22 protein-coding genes are annotated in these 19,625 nt (G+C 54.4%); 18 read left to right on the forward strand and 4 right to left on the reverse strand.

Going from position 1 to position 19,625, the window contains the following annotated elements; genetic code table 11:
* The first annotated feature begins 26 nt into the window (after window positions 1-26).
* From BLR09_RS04870 to BLR09_RS04880, 3 genes are all read left to right on the forward strand, one after another.
* Window positions 27-518: a heme-binding domain-containing protein gene (locus tag BLR09_RS04870; RefSeq protein WP_093198554.1), complete on the forward strand. Its 492-nt coding sequence runs from the start codon at window positions 27-29 to the stop codon at window positions 516-518.
* Between the two features lie 79 nt (window positions 519-597).
* Window positions 598-2,334 carry a M14 family zinc carboxypeptidase gene (locus BLR09_RS04875; protein WP_093199642.1) on the forward strand — a complete coding sequence of 579 codons (1,737 nt, stop codon included), beginning with the start codon at window positions 598-600 and terminating at the stop codon, window positions 2,332-2,334.
* A gap of 97 nt (window positions 2,335-2,431) precedes the next feature.
* Window positions 2,432-3,256, forward strand: coding sequence for a DUF481 domain-containing protein (locus BLR09_RS04880; protein ID WP_093198557.1), 825 nt, complete (start codon window positions 2,432-2,434; stop codon window positions 3,254-3,256).
* On the opposite strand, the gene BLR09_RS04885 is transcribed toward BLR09_RS04880, so the two are convergent.
* A complete protein-coding gene (locus tag BLR09_RS04885) occupies window positions 3,253-3,894 on the reverse strand; it encodes an ABC transporter ATP-binding protein (protein ID WP_093198560.1) in 642 nt (213 codons plus the stop codon). The genes BLR09_RS04880 and BLR09_RS04885 overlap by 4 nt on opposite strands.
* A gap of 193 nt (window positions 3,895-4,087) precedes the next feature.
* Between BLR09_RS04885 and sucC the strand changes: the two genes are divergently transcribed.
* The gene (gene sucC, locus BLR09_RS04890; RefSeq protein ID WP_093198561.1) at window positions 4,088-5,284 is read left to right on the forward strand and encodes an ADP-forming succinate--CoA ligase subunit beta; all 1,197 of its coding nucleotides are present in this window, start codon (window positions 4,088-4,090) and stop codon (window positions 5,282-5,284) included.
* Between the two features lie 189 nt (window positions 5,285-5,473).
* Here sucC and BLR09_RS04895 read toward each other — a convergent pair whose 3' ends face one another.
* Window positions 5,474-6,307 carry a M48 family metallopeptidase gene (locus tag BLR09_RS04895; protein ID WP_093198562.1) on the reverse strand — a complete coding sequence of 278 codons (834 nt, stop codon included), beginning with the start codon at window positions 6,305-6,307 and terminating at the stop codon, window positions 5,474-5,476.
* Window positions 6,308-6,481: 174 nt separating this feature from the next.
* Between BLR09_RS04895 and BLR09_RS04900 the strand changes: the two genes are divergently transcribed.
* From BLR09_RS04900 to BLR09_RS04950, 11 genes are all read left to right on the forward strand, one after another.
* Complete coding sequence (locus BLR09_RS04900) at window positions 6,482-7,093, forward strand: fumarylacetoacetate hydrolase family protein (protein WP_093199645.1); 612 nt, start codon at window positions 6,482-6,484, stop codon at window positions 7,091-7,093.
* Between the two features lie 41 nt (window positions 7,094-7,134).
* Entirely contained in the window at window positions 7,135-8,976 is a 1,842-nt protein-coding gene (locus BLR09_RS04905; protein ID WP_176785455.1) for a M23 family metallopeptidase, read from the forward strand.
* A gap of 73 nt (window positions 8,977-9,049) precedes the next feature.
* Window positions 9,050-9,499 (forward strand): thioredoxin-dependent thiol peroxidase, encoded by a 450-nt coding sequence (gene bcp, locus BLR09_RS04910; protein ID WP_093199647.1) that lies wholly within the window; start codon window positions 9,050-9,052, stop codon window positions 9,497-9,499.
* Between the two features lie 36 nt (window positions 9,500-9,535).
* Window positions 9,536-10,384, forward strand: coding sequence for a transketolase (locus BLR09_RS04915; RefSeq protein WP_093198568.1), 849 nt, complete (start codon window positions 9,536-9,538; stop codon window positions 10,382-10,384).
* A gap of 23 nt (window positions 10,385-10,407) precedes the next feature.
* Complete coding sequence (locus tag BLR09_RS04920) at window positions 10,408-11,367, forward strand: transketolase family protein (RefSeq protein ID WP_093198571.1); 960 nt, start codon at window positions 10,408-10,410, stop codon at window positions 11,365-11,367.
* Window positions 11,368-11,492: 125 nt separating this feature from the next.
* On the forward strand, window positions 11,493-12,032 hold the full coding sequence (locus tag BLR09_RS04925; protein WP_093199650.1) for an RNA polymerase sigma factor: 540 nt from the start codon (window positions 11,493-11,495) through the stop codon (window positions 12,030-12,032).
* Window positions 12,033-12,130: 98 nt separating this feature from the next.
* Window positions 12,131-12,577: a hypothetical protein gene (locus BLR09_RS04930; RefSeq protein WP_093198574.1), complete on the forward strand. Its 447-nt coding sequence runs from the start codon at window positions 12,131-12,133 to the stop codon at window positions 12,575-12,577.
* Window positions 12,578-12,620: 43 nt separating this feature from the next.
* On the forward strand, window positions 12,621-13,067 hold the full coding sequence (locus BLR09_RS04935) for a Spy/CpxP family protein refolding chaperone (RefSeq protein ID WP_093198576.1): 447 nt from the start codon (window positions 12,621-12,623) through the stop codon (window positions 13,065-13,067).
* Window positions 13,068-13,194: 127 nt separating this feature from the next.
* Window positions 13,195-13,857 carry a DUF2306 domain-containing protein gene (locus BLR09_RS04940; protein WP_093198579.1) on the forward strand — a complete coding sequence of 221 codons (663 nt, stop codon included), beginning with the start codon at window positions 13,195-13,197 and terminating at the stop codon, window positions 13,855-13,857.
* Window positions 13,858-13,870: 13 nt separating this feature from the next.
* A complete protein-coding gene (locus BLR09_RS04945) occupies window positions 13,871-14,680 on the forward strand; it encodes a hypothetical protein (protein WP_093198582.1) in 810 nt (269 codons plus the stop codon).
* Window positions 14,681-14,798: 118 nt separating this feature from the next.
* Entirely contained in the window at window positions 14,799-15,446 is a 648-nt protein-coding gene (locus BLR09_RS04950; RefSeq protein ID WP_176785456.1) for a porin family protein, read from the forward strand.
* Window positions 15,447-15,532: 86 nt separating this feature from the next.
* Here BLR09_RS04950 and BLR09_RS04955 read toward each other — a convergent pair whose 3' ends face one another.
* A complete protein-coding gene (locus tag BLR09_RS04955) occupies window positions 15,533-16,120 on the reverse strand; it encodes a YqgE/AlgH family protein (protein ID WP_093198587.1) in 588 nt (195 codons plus the stop codon).
* Between the two features lie 137 nt (window positions 16,121-16,257).
* Window positions 16,258-17,016: a DeoR/GlpR family DNA-binding transcription regulator gene (locus BLR09_RS04960; protein WP_093198590.1), complete on the reverse strand. Its 759-nt coding sequence runs from the start codon at window positions 17,014-17,016 to the stop codon at window positions 16,258-16,260.
* 125 nt (window positions 17,017-17,141) lie between these two features.
* Between BLR09_RS04960 and BLR09_RS04965 the strand changes: the two genes are divergently transcribed.
* Genes BLR09_RS04965 through BLR09_RS04975 form a run of 3 tightly spaced genes read left to right on the forward strand, consistent with a single transcriptional unit; the run spans window position 17,142 to window position 19,524 of the window.
* Window positions 17,142-17,837, forward strand: a complete 696-nt coding sequence (locus BLR09_RS04965) for an HAD family hydrolase (RefSeq protein WP_143011025.1) — start codon at window positions 17,142-17,144, stop codon at window positions 17,835-17,837.
* On the forward strand, window positions 17,834-18,373 hold the full coding sequence (locus BLR09_RS04970) for a 5' nucleotidase, NT5C type (RefSeq protein WP_093198595.1): 540 nt from the start codon (window positions 17,834-17,836) through the stop codon (window positions 18,371-18,373). The genes BLR09_RS04965 and BLR09_RS04970 overlap by 4 nt, the downstream gene beginning before the upstream one ends.
* Window positions 18,370-19,524: an MFS transporter gene (locus BLR09_RS04975; protein ID WP_093198597.1), complete on the forward strand. Its 1,155-nt coding sequence runs from the start codon at window positions 18,370-18,372 to the stop codon at window positions 19,522-19,524. Before BLR09_RS04970 ends, BLR09_RS04975 begins: the two co-directional genes overlap by 4 nt.
* Window positions 19,525-19,625: the final 101 nt, after the last annotated feature.

Here is a 19,625-nt window from a genome sequence, read left to right on the forward strand (position 1 = left end):
TTTCGATCGACTTAACGAGCAAACCTATGATTCGGAAAATTCTCCTCGCCCTTCTGGTGGTCCTGGTTATCCTTCAGTTTTTCCGTCCGGAAAAAAACATCGCTGCCGCGGCATCCCCGAATGCAATCGGCACAAAGTATGCGGTACCGGCCGAGGTACAGTCCATTCTCAAAAAATCCTGTAACGACTGCCATTCCAATACCACGGAATATCCCTGGTATGCCAATGTCCAGCCGGTGGGTCTGTGGCTGAACCACCACATTGAAGAAGGCAAGGGTGAGCTGAATTTTGATGAATTCACGACATATTCTCCGAAAAAAGCCCGTCATAAACTCGAAGAAGTACACGAGGCTGTAACCGAAGGCTGGATGCCGCTCGATTCTTATCTCTGGATTCACCATGATTCCAAACTGACGCCGGAAGAAGCGAAAGTACTCGGCGACTGGGCCAAGAACCTCCGGGAATCGATTCCGGCGCCGGCCGATGAGAAAGAAGGCGAACACCCCCACGAGCATTGAGTCGGCAAAAGCACCGATTTGGTCGTGAGAACGCCCGCCGGCATTGGGTCCGGCGGGCGTTTTTGTTTTCTTTGAGTATATGAAACGACATTTCCTCCTTGCCCTTGCACTTCTGACGATGAACGAAGCCTATTCACAGGAAACGATTTTTGAACGTTCCGCCGGACAGAAAACCCCGACGTATGAAGAAGGAATGGCCTGGTTCCGGCAGCTGGACAGGCAGTTTCCCGAGATGGAGATCCGGCAGATGGGTCCGACCGATTCCGGCGAGCCCCTTCACCTGATTGTGGTATCCAACGACCGGAACTTTGACCTCGCCGCACAGCGAAAAAAAGGAAAGACCATTCTGCTCATTGACAACGCCATACACCCCGGCGAACCGGACGGCGTAGATGCCTGCCAGCTCCTGCTCCGGGATTTGCTCGGCCGGAAAAACGGGAAGAAACTGCCGGACAATGTCGTCCTCTGCGTCATTCCTTTTTACAATATCGACGGTACCCTCAACCGGAATTCCCATAGCCGGGCCAATCAGAACGGCCCCGATGCCTATGGTTTCCGGGCAAACGGCCGGAACTATGATCTCAACCGCGACTTCGCCAAAGCCGACAGCCGGAATGCCGCGTCATTTGCGGAAATCTTCCACCGGGTAGATCCCGATGTTTTTGTGGATACCCACGTCAGCAACGGCGCAGATTACCAGCACGTGATGACGCTCATCACTACCCAGCACAACAAGCTGGGCGGCGCACTAGGCGCGTTTCTCCATACCCAAATGGAACCATACCTGTACCGGGAGATGAAACGCCTGGGCTTTCCGATGACGCCGTATGTAACCAACTTCGGCCCGAACGTCACGAAAGAAGGCTTCAGCGGTTTCATTGACTATCCCCGGTATTCCACGGGCTTCGCGGCCCTGTTTCAGACAATCGGTTTCATGCCGGAAACCCATATGCTGAAACCCTATCGCGACCGCGTCAAGGCTACCTATGACCTGCTGACGGTCTTTCTGACGTTTACTGCCGAACACGGCGCAGCCATCCGGGAACTCCGGCGAAAGGACCGGGAAGCGGTCAAAACCCAATCTGTCTTCCCCCTTGCCTGGCAGAAAGATGCCGGCCGTTCTGATTCGATTGAGTTTCTGGGCTATGAACACGGGTACAAGCCCAGCGACGTATCCGGGCAGCCGCGCCTGTACTACGACCGGACGAAGCCGTTCCGGATGGATGTACCGTATTTCGACTACTTTAAACCTACGCTGACAGCAACCCGGCCCGAAGCATACATCATTCCCCAGGCCTGGTGGCCGGTCATTGAGCGACTGAAAATCAACGGAGTAGCCATGCAGCGGATGGAAAAAGACATGACGCTGACGGTGGAAGTCCAGCGAATCGAAAGCTATCAAACCTCCCAGCGGGCATACGAAGGTCATTATCCGCATACCGACGTGAAAGTCAGCACCAGCTTACAGCCCATTCCCTTCCGGAAAGGCGACTATATCATTACCTGCAATCAGGATAAAAACCGGTACCTGGTTGAAATGCTCGAACCGACGAGTCCGGAAGGCTTTTTTGCCTGGAATTTCTTCGATTCCATTCTGCAGCAGAAAGAGGGTTATTCCGATTATGTGTTTGAAGATCTGGCCGCAGGCTGGCTCCGCGAGCATCCGGAACTCCGGGAAAAACTGGAAGCCCGTAAGAAAGAAGACGCCGAATTCGCCAAAAACGGAAGAGCGCAACTGGATTTTGTCTACCGGAACTCGCCCTATTATGAACCCGAACACATGCGGTATCCGATTTTCCGTGTACCCGTGAAATAGGATAATTACGAAGCGTTAGTGGCAAACTCCGCCCCGGGGAAGTAAGTCCCGGACGGAGTTTTTTAGTTTTGCTCCGGTTTCATTCCCGTTTTCCGCTATGAGGTACCTTCTTTTTGTTCTGTGCTGGTGGACAACCGCAGCCGTTGCCCATCCTTTTCAATCCGATACCACGCGCCCGGCGGCAGCGGATACCCTGCCGCGCGGCGTTGAGAATTTTCCGGATCTGGTGCAATTGACCCGGTCAACCGATTCGACCAAAAAACTGACATACTCTGTCACGCTTGGAGGCGACTACCGTTCCGGAAACGTGCAGCGGGCGCTGTATACCATTGTTACATCCCTGGATTTTCAGTCGACGAAATCTCCCGTCGGTTTCTACACATCCCCCCGATACACCTACGGTACCATTGGAGGAGAACTACAGGAAAGGGAATTGTTTGTCGACCTAAACGCCACCCTTTGGTACAACCGTCATGATTTTTACCTGATGGCCTTCGGCGTACACGAAGAAAGTAACCTCCGCCAGATCGGCGCCCGGTGGTACGGCGGCGGCGGATTTGGCTGGCGGATTCTGGGGGGAAGACAGCGCCCGAACAAGCATATCCGCCTGTCGGTGACCAACGCGATTATTTCCGAATTCACGGATTTTCTGAATGCGGAAGACGTGCGCGTCATCCGGAACTCAACACGCGTCCGGATGAGTGCCTCCTACAACAAGTTTCTCTGGAGTACGTCGATGTTTGTGCAGCCCGCGCTCAACGAACGAAACTTCCGCTGGAGTTCGCTGAGTACGTTCGCGTACTCCATCGGGAAACTGCTGGCGTTGTCCCTTACAGTCGACCATACCTATGAAAGCGTCGTCATTCCCGGCCGGAAAAAAACGGATTTCCACTGGGCTATCGGGCTGACGCTGAGGAACTAGACGATCCGGCCGTCCCGCATTTCGAGCTTGCGGTCCGCCATCTGGGCGAGTTCTTCGTTGTGGGTGACGATGACGAAGGTCTGTCCCAGTTCATCCCTGAGTTGAAAGAAAAGCTCGTGCAGGTCGCGGGCATTCCGGGAATCGAGGTTGCCGGACGGTTCGTCAGCAAACACAACAGAAGGTGCGTTGATCAGCGCCCGGGCCACGGCCACCCGTTGCTGCTCGCCACCGGACAACTGGCCGGGATAGTGCGTCGCGCGGTCGGCCAGGCCGAGGCGCTCCAGCAGTTCGGTTGCGCGGGCTTTGCGGTCTTCGCCGCCGATCCAGGCCGGCATGCAGATGTTTTCAAGCGCGGTAAATTCCGGCATGAGGTTATGAAACTGGAAGATGAAACCGATTTTCCGGTTACGGAAATCAGCCAGGGCTTTGTCCTTTAGCCGGGTAAGGTCTTCTCCGTCGAGCAGCAACTGGCCGCCGTCGGGTTTGTCGAGCGTCCCGAGCAGGTGGAGAAGGGTACTTTTCCCGGCGCCGGATGCGCCGACGATAGAGACGATTTCACCGGAACGGATTTCGAGGTCGATTCCCTTAAGTACCTGTAAAGAGCCGTATGACTTGACGAGTTGGCGCGCTTCGAGCATGGATGCAAAACAAAAATAGCCCCGGGTCGCTCCTGTTAATCAGTTTATTAGGCCCGAAGGCGCTCACCGGACCGGGGCTGTCAGCTATATTTTGTTGAGCAAAGTTCCTAAACTTTGTCCAACTTAACTCAAAGACTTTATCGAATTCTCCCTAATTTTCCGACTGGAAAAAGAAACCTCACTCATCTTCCTAATGAACATACACGAATACCAGGCGAAGGATATCCTGAAGAGATACGGTGTACGTATTCAGGAGGGCATCGTCGCCGACACACCCGACAAAGCGGTCGAAGTAGCCCGCGAGCTCAACATCAAGACGGGTACGAAATGGTTTGTGGTAAAGGCGCAGATTCATGCCGGTGGCCGTGGCAAAGGCGGTGGCGTGAAGCTGGCCAAGAACTACGAAGACGTCCGTGAGAAGTCCGGTCAGATCCTTGGCATGCAACTGGTGACGCACCAGACAGGCCCCGAAGGAAAGAAAGTACATAAAGTGCTGATTTCGGAAGATGTCTACTATCCCGGTGCGAGCGAGCCGAAGGAATTCTACCTGGCGATCCTGATGGACCGTACGAAGGGTTGCAACGTCATCATGGCGTCGACCGAAGGCGGGATGGACATCGAAGAGGTAGCTGCTCATTCCCCGGAAAAAATCATCAAGGAATGGATCGATCCCCGTGTCGGCCTCCAGGGCTTCCAGGCCCGCAAGATCGCGTTTGCACTCGGTCTGGAAGGCGACGCGTTCAAGGAGATGGTGAAGTTCGTCAGCTCCCTGTATAAAGCATACATCGATACCGACGCATCTCAATTCGAGATCAACCCGGTACTGAAGACGTCTGACAACAAGATTCTGGCTGTCGACGCGAAGGTAAACCTCGACGACAACGCTCTTTTCCGTCACCCTGACCTGGCTGAAATGCGGGATATTCTCGAAGAAGATCCCCTGGAAGTTGAAGCCGGCCATTTCAACCTGAACTACGTCAAGCTCGACGGAAACATCGGTTGTATGGTAAACGGCGCCGGTCTGGCCATGGCGACGATGGACCTTATCAAACTCTCCGGCGGTGAGCCGGCCAACTTCCTCGACGTAGGGGGTGGCGCCAACGCGAAGACCGTGGAAGCCGGCTTCCGGATCATCCTGAAGGACCCGAATGTAAAGGCTATCCTCATCAATATTTTTGGTGGTATCGTTCGCTGCGACCGCGTAGCGACGGGTATCGTTGAAGCCTACAAGGCCATCGGTAATATCCCCGTCCCCATCGTGGTTCGCCTCCAGGGAACGAACGCCGAAGAAGGTGCGAAAATCATCGACGAATCAGGTCTGCAGGTTCATTCAGCCGTTCAGCTGAAAGACGCGGCCGATCGTCTGAAAGACGTACTGAAAGGCGTGTAAGGCCAACGGCCAAAAAAAATACCCCTGCTGAGAAATCAGCAGGGGTATTTTTTTTGCTGTTGGCGCAGGGGGCAGCGCGCATGACCCCGAAGGGGTCTAACCCCGGTAACCCCGGGCTGCGCCCGGGGTTACGAGATGGAGCCGCAGCCCGGGGTTACCAGATGGGGCAGCCACATGGAGGGCTGCCGCCTACCTGCTCCGATACGCCGTATAAAACTTCTCCGCCTCCGGCACCAATCTCCTCAAATCTTCAATACGCTGCTCGTCCGACGGGTGCGTCGACAGCAGCAGCGGAGGTTTCTGCGAATTCTTGCTCGCATTCGCCATCCGCTGCCAGAAGGTAATGGCTTCCTTCGGGTCATATCCGGCAATAGCCATAAAGATCAGGCCAAGATGATCCGCTTCGCTCTCATGCTGACGGCTGTACCGCAGCAAGGCAATGTTCATCGCTGCAGGAGCCGCCGCTGCATAAGCCGTGTTCCAGATATTCTGGGCCTGAGACGACTTATTCGCCATCGCAACGCCCAACGCCACCTGGCCGCCTACGAGCAGTCCCTGCGACACATACGCCTGACTTACCCGCTCGGCGCCGTGTTTGGCAATCGCGTGCGAAATTTCGTGGCCCATTACCGTCGCCAGGCCCGCTTCTGTCTGCGTAACAGGCAACAGGCCGGTGTAAACGACTACCTTTCCACCGGGCATACACCACGCATTCACCTGCTTGTCTTCCACCAGGTTAAACTCCCAGTTATAGCCTTCCAGAAACTCGGGGTGCTTGATATCGTTGAAATACTGCGTGGCCGCCGCTGCAATCCGCTTTCCTACATTTTTGACCATCGCCGTACTCTGGCTGGAATTAACGACGCGGTTGGTGTCAAGAAATTGCTTGTAGCTGACCAGCGCCTGCTGGTTCATCTCAGCGTCCGATACCAGCAACAGTTGTTTCCGGTTCGAAATCGGAACACGGCTACAAGCCCAGACTACGACGGTCAGTACTAATCCAAAAGCGAAGGTTCTTTTCATTGGTTGTTGATCATTCGGGGATACTTGTGAACAGAAAATCCTGTACCCGGTCTGTATTATCTGGCTGAACCGTTAGTTTTGCAGGCCGGGGTACAGCGCTCCAAAATTGAGGAAAAAAACTCAGTTTGCGCACCGGTGCTCCTCTATTCTGGTCTTTTCACTACGAACGAAGCCATGCGGATTTTTTGTATTGGGCGGAACTACGCCGAACACATCGCCGAGCTGCAGAACGAACGTCCCGCCGAGCCCGTCATCTTTTCCAAACCTGATTCGGCCATTCTGCGTAAGAACAGCCCCTTCTATCTGCCCGATTTCACCCAGGATGTTCACCATGAATTGGAGATCGTTCTGAAAATCAATAAACTGGGTAAAAATATTCCGGTAAAGTTTGCCGATAACTACTACGAGGAAATCGGACTGGGTATCGACTTCACCGCCCGAGACGTGCAATCCAAACTGAAGGCAAAAGGCCTCCCCTGGGATATCGCCAAAGGCTTCGACGGCTCCGCGCCCATTTCGGATTTTCTGCCCAAAAGCCAGTTTCCCGGCTTTCCGCAGCTGACCTTCGATCTTAAAATCAACGGAGAAACCCGGCAGGAAGGCGATACATCTCTGATGCTGTGGTCTTTTGGGGAAATCATTGCCTACCTCTCCAAATTTTTTACCCTCAAAATCGGAGACCTGATTTTTACCGGAACACCGGCGGGCGTAGGCCCCGTCAAAATCGGCGACCGGCTGACGGCTTCCCTCGAAGGCCAGACGCTGCTCGATTTCGACGTCAAATAATTCCTTTCACGCTGTCCGTCAGGACGTTTCCGTTTTCTGAATTGGCAATACGCTTTCTGCTGCTGTTTTTCTGTTCGTTTCAGGCTGTTGCCCAGGCCTTTCTCTTTCCGATCGAGCCGGGTAAGTCCGCTCAGCTGGCCGGTACCTTTGCCGAACTTCGTCCCAATCACTTCCACGCGGGCATCGATATCAAAACCCGCCAGCAGGAAGGCCTGTCTGTGCAGAGTATTGAACGGGGCTATGTTTCGAAAGTACTCGTCAGCCGGATGGGTTACGGGAATGTGGTATTCGTCAAACACCCCGGAGGAGAAACCAGCGTGTATGCGCACCTGCAGCGCTTTAACGACAAGATTGCCGCTTACGTCCGGAGACACCAGCTTGCCGCTGATGCCTTCGAGGTATCCCTGACGCCCGGCGCAAATGAGTTACCCCTGACCCGCGGGGAAGAAATCGGCCTCTCCGGCAACTCAGGCTCCTCCATGGGTCCTCACCTGCATTTCGAGATCCGTGATGCAAAAGGCCGTAACCTGGACCCCCTCGCCTACTCGTTTGGCGAGGTATCCGACCATATTCCGCCGACGTTCGAAGCCCTGGCCGTACGGACGCTCGGAGGCACGTCCCGGATTTCAGGGCGGTTTGGCCGGATGGAATTCAGCCTCGCGCGGGAAGCATCCGATAATCCTTCCGTACGTACCTACCGCCTCGGCGATACCCTTCGGGCGGCAGGAGAGATCGGCCTGGAACTGCTCGGCTTTGATATGGCCGACGGTTCTTCTTCCCACAACGGTCTGAGCTGCGTCGAAATACTCGTCAATGGCCGGGAGCATCACTACCACCACATGGGAATGGTGGAAGAGGCGTTTACCGACGACATCAATATTCACACCGATTACGCTACTTATTACGAAACCGGTAAGTTTTTCCAGCGGTGTTATGTGGCTGACGGCAACGATCGCCTCTCCGTCTATTCGCCTGGAAACGGCCGTCTGCGGGTAGTGCCGGATTCGGTATACCAGGTCACACTGCGTGCCTGGGATCACTTTCAGAATAAATCGGAACTGACGTTTTGGGTGAAGGGCGACGCCCGTCTCCGCGCCTCGGCTGCCGACGGATCGCTCCGCTGGTCCGTCGAAGAAAACTGGCTGACGATCAAGGGCTCACCGGAAGATACGCTGACTATTTTTCAGAAGGGTGCGTCCAAAGTCGTCGCAGCTGCCTACGCCGGCTGCTTTCTGGTAGACCTGCGGCAGGGCCTTCCCGACTCGCTACAGATCGGCGAAAAACTGCTTCGCTTCGGTTTTGCCGGCACCGCATATCCCGGCCGAACCGGCAGGCTGGCCGCCGGGAAGACCGAGGTTTCATTTGACGCCGGCAGCCTTTACGATACCCTCTTTGTTCAGGTCGCCGAAACGGATGGGAAAATCACTGTCTCCGAAGCGACCATTCCCCTGAAAGGACGAATCAGCATCTCCTATCTCCCGGATCATCAGCCGCAGAGCTACCTACAAACGGCGGCCTACCGCGAGGGAGAAGAACCCGAATACCTGGGCGGAACCTGGGAAAAAGGGCGCATCCGCTTTTCTACGCCGGTTCTCGGAACATTCTACCTCGCCACGGATAGCATCGCGCCGAAGATTACCCCCGAGCGCGTCGACTCATTGCAGCTTCGTTTCCGCATCCGGGATAACCTTTCCGGTATCCGGTCGTGGAAGGCCAGAATAGGCCAGGAACGCGTGATTTTAAGCTATGACGCCAAAAATGACCTTTTGTTTTCGGAAGAAAGAACGAAGGATCGCCCCTTTCGCGGCGAATTGATGCTGGAAGTGACCGACAATTCCGGAAACAAGGCTAATTTTGGCAGACCGAAAGTTACCTCCCATTAGGCAGGTCGATTCCCAAAACCTGGCTGATGTTTCCCGGACCGCCCGGAAACCCAGCCGAAGAAACGCAGAACCTATGACCCTTCAAGTCGGCGACAAGGCGCCGTCGTTCGAGGCACTCGACCAGAACGGCCAGCTTGTCAGACTACAGGACTTCGCCGGTAAGAAAGTAGTCCTTTATTTTTATCCCAAAGACAATACTCCCACCTGCACCAATCAGGCCTGCAACCTCCGCGATAACTACGGTTTGTTACAGAAAAATGGCTATGTAGTACTGGGCGTAAGTGCCGATTCGGCCAAGTCGCATCAGAAGTTCATCAAAAAGTACGAACTCCCCTTCCCGCTGCTGGCCGATACCGATCATAAGATCATCAACGACTACGGCGTATGGGGGGAAAAAGTGCTGTTTGGCCGTCAATATATGGGGATCCTCCGCACCACGTTCGTCATTGATGAACAGGGGGTGATCCGCGACATTATTCAGAAAGTCGATTCTCAGGATCATACGAATCAAATTTTGAAGTAATCCGGCATTGCTGCCGGAACTGTTTATCCCTTACTTATGAACATCCAGGACATCGCTTCCCAGGTTCGCCGTGACATCGTACGCATGGTTCACGGGGCAAAATCCGGTCACCCGGGCGGATCGTTAGGCTGTACCGATCTGATCGTCAGCCTGTATTTCAAACACATGGAGCTCAAGACGGACGCCGCCGGCCCGGTCGTTTTCGACATGAACGGTACCGGAGAAGATCTTTTCTTCCTCTCCAACGGCCACATTTCGCCTGTGCTGTACTCCGTGCTCGCCCGCCGGGGGTACTTCCCCGTTGCAGAGCTGGCTACCTTCCGGAAGATCAACTCCCGCCTTCAGGGCCACCCTGCTACGGCCGAACACCTCGAAGGCATCCGGATCGCTTCCGGCTCCCTCGGCCAGGGTTTGTCGGTCTCCATCGGCGCAGCGCTCGCGAAAAAACTCAACGGCGACAACCACCTCGTGTATGTCCTCATGGGCGACGGCGAGCAGCAGGAAGGTCAGATCTGGGAAGCGGCCACGTTTGCCCCTCACCACAAGGTCGATAACCTGATTGCGTTTGTGGATTTCAACGGACAGCAGATTGACGGCCCGACCGACAAGGTCATGAACAACCGCGATCTCGGCGCCAAATACGAAGCCTTCGGCTGGCGCGTGCTGCACATGGATGGCAATGATTACGAGTCGCTCGAAGCCGTTCTGACGGCTGCCAAGGCGCTCACCGGTCAGGGACAACCCATCGTGATCATCACAAAAACGGAAATGGGTCAGGGTGTCGATTTCATGATGCACACCCACAAATGGCACGGCGTTGCTCCGAACGACGAGCAGCTGGCCAAAGCGCTGGAACAACTTCCTGAGACCCTCGGCGATTATTAATCCGACAAAACAAGACTTGACCGATGACACAATATCCCTATACCGATAAAAAAGATACCCGTTCCGGTTTCGGAGCCGGTATGACTGAGCTGGGCCGCACCAATCCGCAGGTCGTAACGCTCTGCGCCGACCTCGTCGGTTCCCTCAAAATCGATACGTTCATCAAGGAAAACCCCGAACGTTTCTTCCAGTGCGGGATTTCCGAAGCCAATATGATCGGTATTTCGGCCGGTCTGACGATCGGCGGGAAGATCCCCTTCGCGACGACCTTCGCCAACTTCGGCTCCAGCCGGGTATTCGATCAGGTACGTCAGGCAGTAGCCTACTCCAACAAAAACGTCAAGATCGCAGTATCGCACGCCGGTCTGACGCTCGGAGAAGACGGCGCCACCCACCAGGTACTCGAAGACCTCGCCATGATGAAGGCCCTGCCGAACATGACAGTCATCAATCCCTGCGACTACAACCAGACCAAGCAGGCGACCATCGCCTCTGCGGCGCACGAAGGCCCGGTATACCTCCGCTTCGGCCGGCCGGTTATTCCGGTATTCATCCCGGAAGACATGCCGTTCGAAATCGGAAAAGCCATTACCCTCAACGAAGGAACGGACGTCAGCATCTTCGCAACCGGCCACCTCGTCTGGGAAGCGCTTCAGGCCTGCCAGATCCTGGAAGATCAGGGTATCTCCGCCGAAATCATCAACATTCACACGATCAAGCCGCTCGACGTAGACGCGATCCTCGCTTCCGTCAAAAAGACCGGCTGCTGCGTAAGCGCTGAAGAACACCAGGTCAACGGTGGTCTCGGCGAAAGCATCGCACACGTGCTGATCACCCAATACCTGGCTCCCCAGGAATTTGTCGGCGTGAAAGACACCTTCGGCGAAAGCGGCACCCCCGACGAGCTCATGGCGAAATACGGCCTGAAAGCGGAAAACATCGTTGAGGCTGCCAAAAAAGCCATTGCCCGTAAAGCGAAATAATCATTTTTTCGCTTCCTTTGAGCTGGTCCATGTTGGTGGACCAGCTCAACTTGTTTTCACCGGAGCCGGTGAACGGAAACGAAAGGCCCACGGCCGGCGTTTCAGCGGAAAGGCCCCAAGCTTGCATGACAGATCAGGAACTGCTGGAGAAATTTGCGAACCCCGAAACGCGGAATTATGCGTTCAATCTCCTTATTCGCAAGTACCAGCAGAAAGTGTACGGCCTGATCCGGAAGATGGTCATTGACCACGCCGATGCCGACGACCTGACCCAGGAAACATTCATCAAAGTCTGGCAGCACTTAGGAGAATTTCGCGGTGATTCCCAGCTTTTTACCTGGATCTACCGTATCGCCAGCAACGAGTGCTTCAACTTTCTGAACAAAAAGAAGCGTCGTTTTTTTACCCCGCTCGACGATGTCGACTACGAACTGGAAGGCAAGGTCGATGCCGACCCGGAACTCTCAGCCGACGAAATACAGAACAAACTCCAGAAAGCCATCCTGCGACTGCCCGAAAAGCAGCGCCTGGTTTTTCATTTGCGGTATTACGATGAAATGCCATACGAACAGATGGCGGAGGTAACCGGCACCTCGGAAGGCGCCCTGAAAGCGTCCTACCACCATGCGGTCCGGAAAATTGAAGATTTTTTGAACGGAAATTAAACTTTCAGCAATGGGTTCGTTCCAAGCTGAAAGGTTTAAAATACTGATTATCAAGATCCTTCATTTTAAACTATTCGTTTATTATTTTGGACGGAGAGATGGAACAGAACCGATTCCGGCTGGACGAAATTCCGAAAGCCGGGCCCCCGAAGACCCCTGACCATTACTTTGAGGATTTACCCCAACGTATTCAGGCCCGCATACAGGAAAAGCAGAAAGCCGAGAAAGTATTCTCGATCCGCTGGTCGCCCCGGCGAACCTGGATGTCGGTCGGCGCCGCCGCAGTGGTAGCCGTACTGACCTACTTCAGCTGGCCCACCCGCCAGGATTCCATCGGAACGGAATCCCTGAGCCAGGTCCGCGCCGACGACATCATCAGCTACCTCAAACAGCAGCAAAACCTTTCCCTGCAGGACTTGTCCGACGCCGCTCAGAACCAGTACTTTCTGGATAGCCTGAATGCGCGCCCCCTGCAAAACCTGAAAGTTTCCCGGAAAGATATTCTGGACCAGGTACCCATCGAAGACCTGGAAGATATTATCTGATTATTAGCCGGTTGCCCCCGGGCAGCTCTTAGTACCCATCACTATGAAATACTGGATAACTGGTTTCTTACTGTTTGCCGCCTCCGCTGGTACCTTTGCCCAGAACAACCGCGAAGGAATGCAGCAAATCCGGGCGGCCAAGATTACCTGGATCACCAACCGCCTCAATCTCACGCCTGACCAATCGAAGGATTTCTGGCCGCTTTTCAACGAATACGAAAACAAAAAGCGGGAGATCCGGCACCGCATCCGGAAGCTGAACGGGGAGACCAATAACCTTGCTACCTCGGAAGACGCCGTCCGCAAAAACCTGAAGGAAATCCTCGAACTCCGCCAGCAGGAGGTTGACCTTGAAAAGGACTATCAGGGCAAATTTCTCAAGGTAATCGACGTGCGGCAACTTGCCGAACTCTATAAAGCCGACCAGCGCTTTACGCAAATGCTGCTCGAACGCCTGAAGGACAAACCCAAAGACAAAGAGCACGACTGATCGCAGCCGTTTTCAGAAAATATCCGATCTTGGAGCCCGCCGGAATACCGGCGGGCTTTTTTGCTGTTAACTTACTGGTTAACAATACATTGCCGAGTCTTAACATACTACCCCAACGCATCCAGCCATGAAACTATCACCCGCCATGAAAGGGACAGGCCTGCTGGCCGGAATCCTCATTTTCCTCTTCGCTCTCCTGATGCTCACGCATATCACGCCGTATTTTCCTTACCGGCCGGGGGTATTTTTTCTGTCGACGAAGCCGGAGGATACGCTGGCACGAACCGATTTCCTCGTTTACTTTTTTGTCCATATCACCAGCGGCTGGGTGGTATTCATGACCGGGTTGTTTCAGTTCATTCCCTCGCTGTTTCGTCGTTTTCCGGTGTGGCACCGCCGGGCCGGGTATGTTTATACGTTCGTCATACTGGTACTCGCTGCACCGTCCGGACTGGGTTTGGCGTGGTATGCCAATGGCGGGTTTGTCGCCAAAACAGGCTTTGCCTTTCTGGCGATTGTCTGGTGGCTGGTGACCTTTCAGGCCTTGCGGGCTATCCGCCGTCATCAGTTGAATGAACACGCGGAAATGATGTGGCGCAGCTATGCCCTGACGCTGGCGGCACTGAGCCTGCGGGTAGAGACGATCCTTCTGCCATACTATTTTTCGGCAAAACCCGTTGAAACGTACCAGACCGTCGCATGGCTCTGCTGGACCGGCAACCTGTTTATCGCAGAATGCCTCATCCGCGCCGGCTGGGCCCGGAAGCTGCTCAGTGCCTTCCGGCGTTAACCAACCTCCCACGATGAAGTCTCTTTTGTTTGTTGTCCTCCTTACTGCCTGTTTCTACAGTTGTACTACCGGCTCGCGGAACACGACCCTGTCAGCGTCAGATACGCTTGCAGTGGCGGTATCGGCGCCCGAGGGCGTACCTTCCGGTCAATCCCCGGTATCTTTGACACTGGTAAAAGATCCGGCGCCTTTCTGGCGCGCGCAGGATATCGGTTCGGTTATCGCTTCCCGTCAGTCCGGATCGGAAACCCCGCTGAATGGCTTCTTCGGGGCGGATCACTACCGTATCGAAGTGTTTTTTGAAACGGTCCGGAAAGATCCCCGGCAGCCAAGCCGGTATCTCCTGACCGGAAAAACGCGGCATAAGAAGCGGATAGCTGCTTTTCAGGGCGAGTTGACGCTCGATTCACTCTTTGCAGTAACCGATCCCCATTTTCCGGCAGACCTCAATCCGGATATCCGGCAACTGGTAGCTGCGACCGGAACCTTTTCCCTTCCTGAATCCGGCATTCCGGACCCCGGAATATTTTCCGGCCGGTTCGGCATTGTACTCGCACAGGAGAAAGACGGAAAACTCCGGGTATGGACAGGCGGCCCTGGTGCGCCGGACGGAGGAGCCGGTTTCGTTTTTCGCGGCGACTGGCACAGAGCGGGCCAGAAGAAGCCCTTCCTCGTTGCGCATGATTTCCGGGTCATCGGCGATCAGGTATTGACAAATTTCTCCTTTCCGGACCGGTCCCGGGGCATCAATCCGAAATACCGTCGCCTCGGCTGGGATACGCTCATGGCTGCCGATGAATGGTGGAATGAACCGGCCCGGTGATTTTTCCGGCGGAATAAGAAGTCTGAAACCGGCATTCTTTCGTTCATATTGCGGGAAACCCGCACGGTCTGCGGGGACTTCCGTACCTTTGATCGTTCATTTCACCCGAAACACCCGTATGCGTTCGATTGCAGTCGCTCTTTTTTTCCTTGTGGCAGGAAACGCCTTCGCCCAACGTGAAAACATTTCCATTGGCCCCATGATCGGCGGCAGCTATGCCACCCTGGCCAATTTCAAGAAGGTTGCTCCCAATTTAAACCCCGGTTACAAGCTTGGATTCTCCGGCGGGGTATTTGTGAACTACAGTATCCGTGAGCATTTCGGATTGACAGCCAATGTCCTGTATACCCGCGCGGGTGTGAAGCTCGACGGCTCTCCGAACATTAACCTGGATTACATTCAGGTACCGGTACTGGCCACGTACTATTTTGGCAATGACCTCGGAAACGGTGCGATTCGGCCCAAGGTATTCATCGGGCCTTCTGTCAATTTTCAGATCGGAAACAATGCCCTGAATAACGACGCGTTCAAGACGGTAGACATTGGCGCCACTGTCGGCGCCGGCCTCAATATCGGTTTGCCGAAGCAGCATTGGATCAATATCGACGCACGTTTCAACCGCGGCTTCAGCAAAGTCTATAAAGCCGATACGCCGGTGGAATTGAAGGACGTCCGGAATCAGTCTTTCTCCCTCCTCGTTGGCTACAGCATCCCGCTGGGCCGATACGACAAGAAGAACAACTCCTTCCACCGGGCAGGCAAGTAAAAGAGAAAAGAGCGGGCTTCGACCCGCTCTTTTCTCTTTCAAGTCAATTATCGAAAGTCAGTTGCCGAAAGCTGACGATCGACTGCCTAATTCAACCTCGGATCCGTCGGATAATGCGACAGCACCCGATAGGCGCCGCCCATGTTCCGGAGGATAGTACGCCAGAGCTGATCCGTCGCGCAATCGAAAAACAGATCGGAATCACTTTGAGAGACAATCCAGGAATCCCGGGCGATTTCGCCATCGAGCTGCCCGGCCGACCACCCCGAGTATCCGATAAAAAACCGGATATCGGCTACAGGCAAGGTACCGAGGTTCAGTAACTGCTTGATTTGCTGAAAATTTCCGCTCCAGAACAACCGTTCTCCCAGCTCTACCGAACCTTCAATGATATCCGGCCGGCGGTGAATGAAGTGGAGGGTATTTTTCTCGACAGGTCCTCCAACGAACAGGGGAACGTCGGGGTAGATATCGTCATCGATAACGTCGTCGAGCAGTAATTCCGTGGTTTGTGTCAGTACCAGTCCGAACGACCCCTGGGGATTGTGCTCGCACATCAGGACCACGCTGCGTTCGAAGTTTTCGTCACCCAGAAAAGGTTCGGCCAGCAGAACGGATCCTTTGGTCACTTTTTGGGTAGCGCTGTTTTTTTCCGGGAGAAAGTCTTCTATCATGGTATCACATCGTTAGGGGCAATTCATCGGACACTCTGGGTAGAAACGAAATTCTGGCGGGAATTCTATCAGAATATACGAAAAACTTACTCCCTTTCGCTGCAATACCGGATTTTTTCACCTTTCAGACCCGGAAATTACCAGATTTCAACGCCTTTATCGCGATAGGGAACCAGTTGTTCCGGCGTAACAACAGACGACGTAATCAGCAGATCCAGCTCTTCGTAATCGCATACCTGGCAGGTATCGGCGGTATTGAATTTGTCGCGCCAGGCCGTTGCCACTACTTTTTTGGATACTTCCACCATTTTCTGTTTGATGAGCGATTCCTCCCAGTACGGCGTTGTCAGGCCGATTTCATGGTGGATGGAGCAGACGCCCATGATGCAGAAATCGGGACGCAGGCGCTCAATCGTATTCATAACCCCCGCTCCCACCGCTACCTGCGCCCGCTTGAAAATCAGGCCGCCGAGCATATTTACTTCCACAAACGGGTGCTCGCTGAGAATCTGGGCTATCGTCAGGCTGTTGGTAAAAATCTGCGCCTTCAGATCCGGCGGCAGCGACCGGGCGATGAGCATGTTGGTCGACCCGTTGTCGATAATCACCGTCTGCCCGTCTTTAAACAGTGCGGCCGCTTTCCGGGCAATTTCCTCTTTCTCTTCCTGCGCATAGTTGATGCGTTCGGCAAGGCCCAGCGGAGCCGGCGCTTTTGGGATGGCGGGCACGGCGCCTCCGTGGACTTTTTTCAGCAAACCGGCGGCGGCGAGTTCGTTGAGATCCCGGCGGATGGTATCGTCCGATACTTTCAGCTCCTGGCTCAGTTCCACCGAACTGACCCGCTGATGATCCGATAATTTCCGGAGAATGTACTGAAGTCGTTCGTCGCGCAGCATTACGGTTTATTTCGGTTTTATTCGGAATTTAACGCAAAGATAATTTGATTATCCGCAAAAGTTTGCGGTATTTTGGCAAAAAGTTTCGGTCTTTCTTCCCAATTGACCTTCAAAAACGAAACCTCATGAAACTGGTCATTTTCGACATGGATGGTGTACTGGTGGACAGCGAGACAATCTACCATCAGTTTCATCCCTATTATTTTTCAACCAAACTGGGCATTGATCTCAGCCAGGAGGAAGTTGACGCCCTGACGGGTGTTGCTTCCCGCGAGATTTACCGTCACTACAAGGCGCTCTATCCGGAGAAGCTTCCGCTCGAAGCGGAGGTATATGTAGAACAGGAGTATGACCTGCTGATGGTGAAGTTCGCGACGCTGAATCCATTTCCCGTTATCGACGGCATTCCCGAACTCCTTGAAATACTTCAGCAGCAGGGATACCGGATCGCATTGTCGTCTTCGAATCAGCGGCGGATGGTAGACCTCTGTCTGCGGCGTTCGGGATTGAGTACCTATTTCGAAAACGTACTTTCCGGTGAGGATGTAGCCAAAGCCAAACCGGATCCGGAAATTTTCGTTCGTCAGGCGGAATACTTCGGCGTTCCGGTCGAAGAATGTTTCGTCATTGAAGATTCCACCAACGGCTGCCGTGCGGCCAAGGCGGCGGGTATGCCCTGTTTCGGTTTTATCAACCCCCATTCCGGCGCGCAGGACTTGTCGCTGGCCGACTGGAAAACCGACCGCTGGGATCAGGAAAGTATTTCAACATTGCTCCAGGTATTGGCCGGGGAGCAGGTAATTTCGTCAATAACCCTATGAAACGTATTTTGATTGACATGGATGACGTGCTGGCAGACGCCTCAGCCCGCTTCGCCGAATACGCCACCGAACGGATGGGCAAGGCCGTCTCCAAAGAACTTCTCCAGGGCCACAACTGGGCCGCCTCCATTGATATTCACGCCGATACTGTCAAATCCTGGGTACATGAGCCGGGCTTTTTCCGGGGAATGCAGGTCATGCCCGACGCGCAGGATGTCGTTCGCCGCCTCATGGAACAATATGAAGTATTCATTGTCTCCGCTGCCATCGAATTTCCGAATTCGCTGAAGGAAAAAGTGGAGTGGCTGGCAGAACATTTTGCCTTTATCGACTGGCGGTACATTGTTCTGTGCGGGCATAAATGGATGATCGACGCGGACTACCTCATCGACGACCACGAGAAAAACCTCGCCACCTTCCGTGGCACGCCTATTTTGTTCGACGCACCGCATAACCAGTCGCTGACAGGCTATCAGCGTGTCAAAAGCTGGAAGGACGTGGAGAGCCTTCTCCTGAATGAACAGGTTCCTGTATGATTAAAACCGCCGTGCCCGCCCGAACCGAGTTTCAGGCGGCCCGCCTGTCTGTGAGTACCTTCTTTTTCCTGATGGGATTGTGTTTCGCCAGTTGGGCGGCCCGCATTCCCGATATTCAGGAACACCTCGACCTGAACGCCGGTCAGCTCGGGTCGATCCTCCTCGGCATGCCGCTGGGATCGATTCTCTCCCTGGCTCCCGCCGGCTGGCTTGTCACCCGCATTGGCAGCCGCCGCGTGACATTCTGGGCGTTGCTCCTCTACGTGTGCGTGCTGCCGCTGCTCGGATTTGTGCAGACAGGCTGGCAATTGGCCGGCGCGTTGTTTCTCTACGGTATTGCCGGAGACATCGTCAACATTGCTGTCAATACCCAGGTAGTCGGCGTTGAAAACGGACTTCGTAAACCCATTATGTCCTCCTGCCACGGGTTGTTCAGTCTTGGCGCCTTTGCCGGATCAGCGCTGGGCGGCATTGCCGTTTCCCTGAAAATCCAGCCGGGATATCATTTTCTCGCCGTCACCGCGCTATCCGCCATTGCCGCGGTGGTGGCAGTACGCGCACTGCTTAATACCGACCGGCGCGAGCAAAACGGTGAGAAAACACCGTTGTTTGTCTGGCCTGACAAAACGCTGCTTCTCCTCGGAATGATTGCCTTTTGCTGTATGCTGACGGAGGGAGCTATGGCCGACTGGTCTTCCATCTACTTCAAGCAATCCGGCGGACTTGTTTCTTCTTTGGGATATACAGCCTTTACGATTACAATGGCAGCCGGGCGTTTCTTCGGCGACTGGCTGACGGTGCGTCTCGGTCTCAAAAAAATGCTGCAATTCAGCGGATTAGCTATTGCGATCGGCATGCTGCTTGCCGTAGGTTTGCCCCTGCCGAATGTAGTGATCACCGGTTTCCTGATCATCGGGCTTGGCGTAGCGGTGGTAGTACCGCTGGTGTACTCGGAGGCGGGGCGTTCGGAAACCATGTCGGCTGGTATTGCGCTGGCCGCGGTCTCGACAGTCGGGTATACCGGCTTTCTGATGGGACCTCCGCTCATCGGTTTTGTCGCGGAAGCGGCAACGCTGCGAATAGCGTTGGCGCTGGTCATTGCCCTTGGCCTGGGTATCTGGTTGCTGGCGCGTAAGGTGCGGAATGTTTGAGTTTTTCTCACAGACAACACAGACTTCACAGAAAAAGCTGGAATATTTCAGTTAGTCTGTTCCCAAGCAGTTGTCTGTGAAGTCTGTGTCGTCTGTGAGCC

It is taken from the genome of Siphonobacter aquaeclarae, assembly GCF_900103285.1.
Classification (GTDB): domain Bacteria; phylum Bacteroidota; class Bacteroidia; order Cytophagales; family Spirosomataceae; genus Siphonobacter; species Siphonobacter aquaeclarae.

What these genes read in the sequence shown, in the direction of transcription:
- BLR09_RS04870 (WP_093198554.1), top strand. Translation starts at nt 27, where the DNA reads ATGATTCGGAAAATTCTCCTCGCCCTTCTGGTGGTCCTGGTTATCCTT.
- BLR09_RS04875 (WP_093199642.1), top strand. Translation starts at nt 598, where the DNA reads ATGAAACGACATTTCCTCCTTGCCCTTGCACTTCTGACGATGAACGAA.
- BLR09_RS04880 (WP_093198557.1), top strand. Translation starts at nt 2,432, where the DNA reads ATGAGGTACCTTCTTTTTGTTCTGTGCTGGTGGACAACCGCAGCCGTT.
- BLR09_RS04885 (WP_093198560.1), bottom strand. Translation starts at nt 3,894, where the DNA reads ATGCTCGAAGCGCGCCAACTCGTCAAGTCATACGGCTCTTTACAGGTA.
- sucC (WP_093198561.1), top strand. Translation starts at nt 4,088, where the DNA reads ATGAACATACACGAATACCAGGCGAAGGATATCCTGAAGAGATACGGT.
- BLR09_RS04895 (WP_093198562.1), bottom strand. Translation starts at nt 6,307, where the DNA reads ATGAAAAGAACCTTCGCTTTTGGATTAGTACTGACCGTCGTAGTCTGG.
- BLR09_RS04900 (WP_093199645.1), top strand. Translation starts at nt 6,482, where the DNA reads ATGCGGATTTTTTGTATTGGGCGGAACTACGCCGAACACATCGCCGAG.
- bcp (WP_093199647.1), top strand. Translation starts at nt 9,050, where the DNA reads ATGACCCTTCAAGTCGGCGACAAGGCGCCGTCGTTCGAGGCACTCGAC.
- BLR09_RS04915 (WP_093198568.1), top strand. Translation starts at nt 9,536, where the DNA reads ATGAACATCCAGGACATCGCTTCCCAGGTTCGCCGTGACATCGTACGC.
- BLR09_RS04920 (WP_093198571.1), top strand. Translation starts at nt 10,408, where the DNA reads ATGACACAATATCCCTATACCGATAAAAAAGATACCCGTTCCGGTTTC.
- BLR09_RS04925 (WP_093199650.1), top strand. Translation starts at nt 11,493, where the DNA reads ATGACAGATCAGGAACTGCTGGAGAAATTTGCGAACCCCGAAACGCGG.
- BLR09_RS04930 (WP_093198574.1), top strand. Translation starts at nt 12,131, where the DNA reads ATGGAACAGAACCGATTCCGGCTGGACGAAATTCCGAAAGCCGGGCCC.
- BLR09_RS04935 (WP_093198576.1), top strand. Translation starts at nt 12,621, where the DNA reads ATGAAATACTGGATAACTGGTTTCTTACTGTTTGCCGCCTCCGCTGGT.
- BLR09_RS04940 (WP_093198579.1), top strand. Translation starts at nt 13,195, where the DNA reads ATGAAACTATCACCCGCCATGAAAGGGACAGGCCTGCTGGCCGGAATC.
- BLR09_RS04945 (WP_093198582.1), top strand. Translation starts at nt 13,871, where the DNA reads ATGAAGTCTCTTTTGTTTGTTGTCCTCCTTACTGCCTGTTTCTACAGT.
- BLR09_RS04950 (WP_176785456.1), top strand. Translation starts at nt 14,799, where the DNA reads ATGCGTTCGATTGCAGTCGCTCTTTTTTTCCTTGTGGCAGGAAACGCC.
- BLR09_RS04955 (WP_093198587.1), bottom strand. Translation starts at nt 16,120, where the DNA reads ATGATAGAAGACTTTCTCCCGGAAAAAAACAGCGCTACCCAAAAAGTG.
- BLR09_RS04960 (WP_093198590.1), bottom strand. Translation starts at nt 17,016, where the DNA reads ATGCTGCGCGACGAACGACTTCAGTACATTCTCCGGAAATTATCGGAT.
- BLR09_RS04965 (WP_143011025.1), top strand. Translation starts at nt 17,142, where the DNA reads ATGAAACTGGTCATTTTCGACATGGATGGTGTACTGGTGGACAGCGAG.
- BLR09_RS04970 (WP_093198595.1), top strand. Translation starts at nt 17,834, where the DNA reads ATGAAACGTATTTTGATTGACATGGATGACGTGCTGGCAGACGCCTCA.
- BLR09_RS04975 (WP_093198597.1), top strand. Translation starts at nt 18,370, where the DNA reads ATGATTAAAACCGCCGTGCCCGCCCGAACCGAGTTTCAGGCGGCCCGC.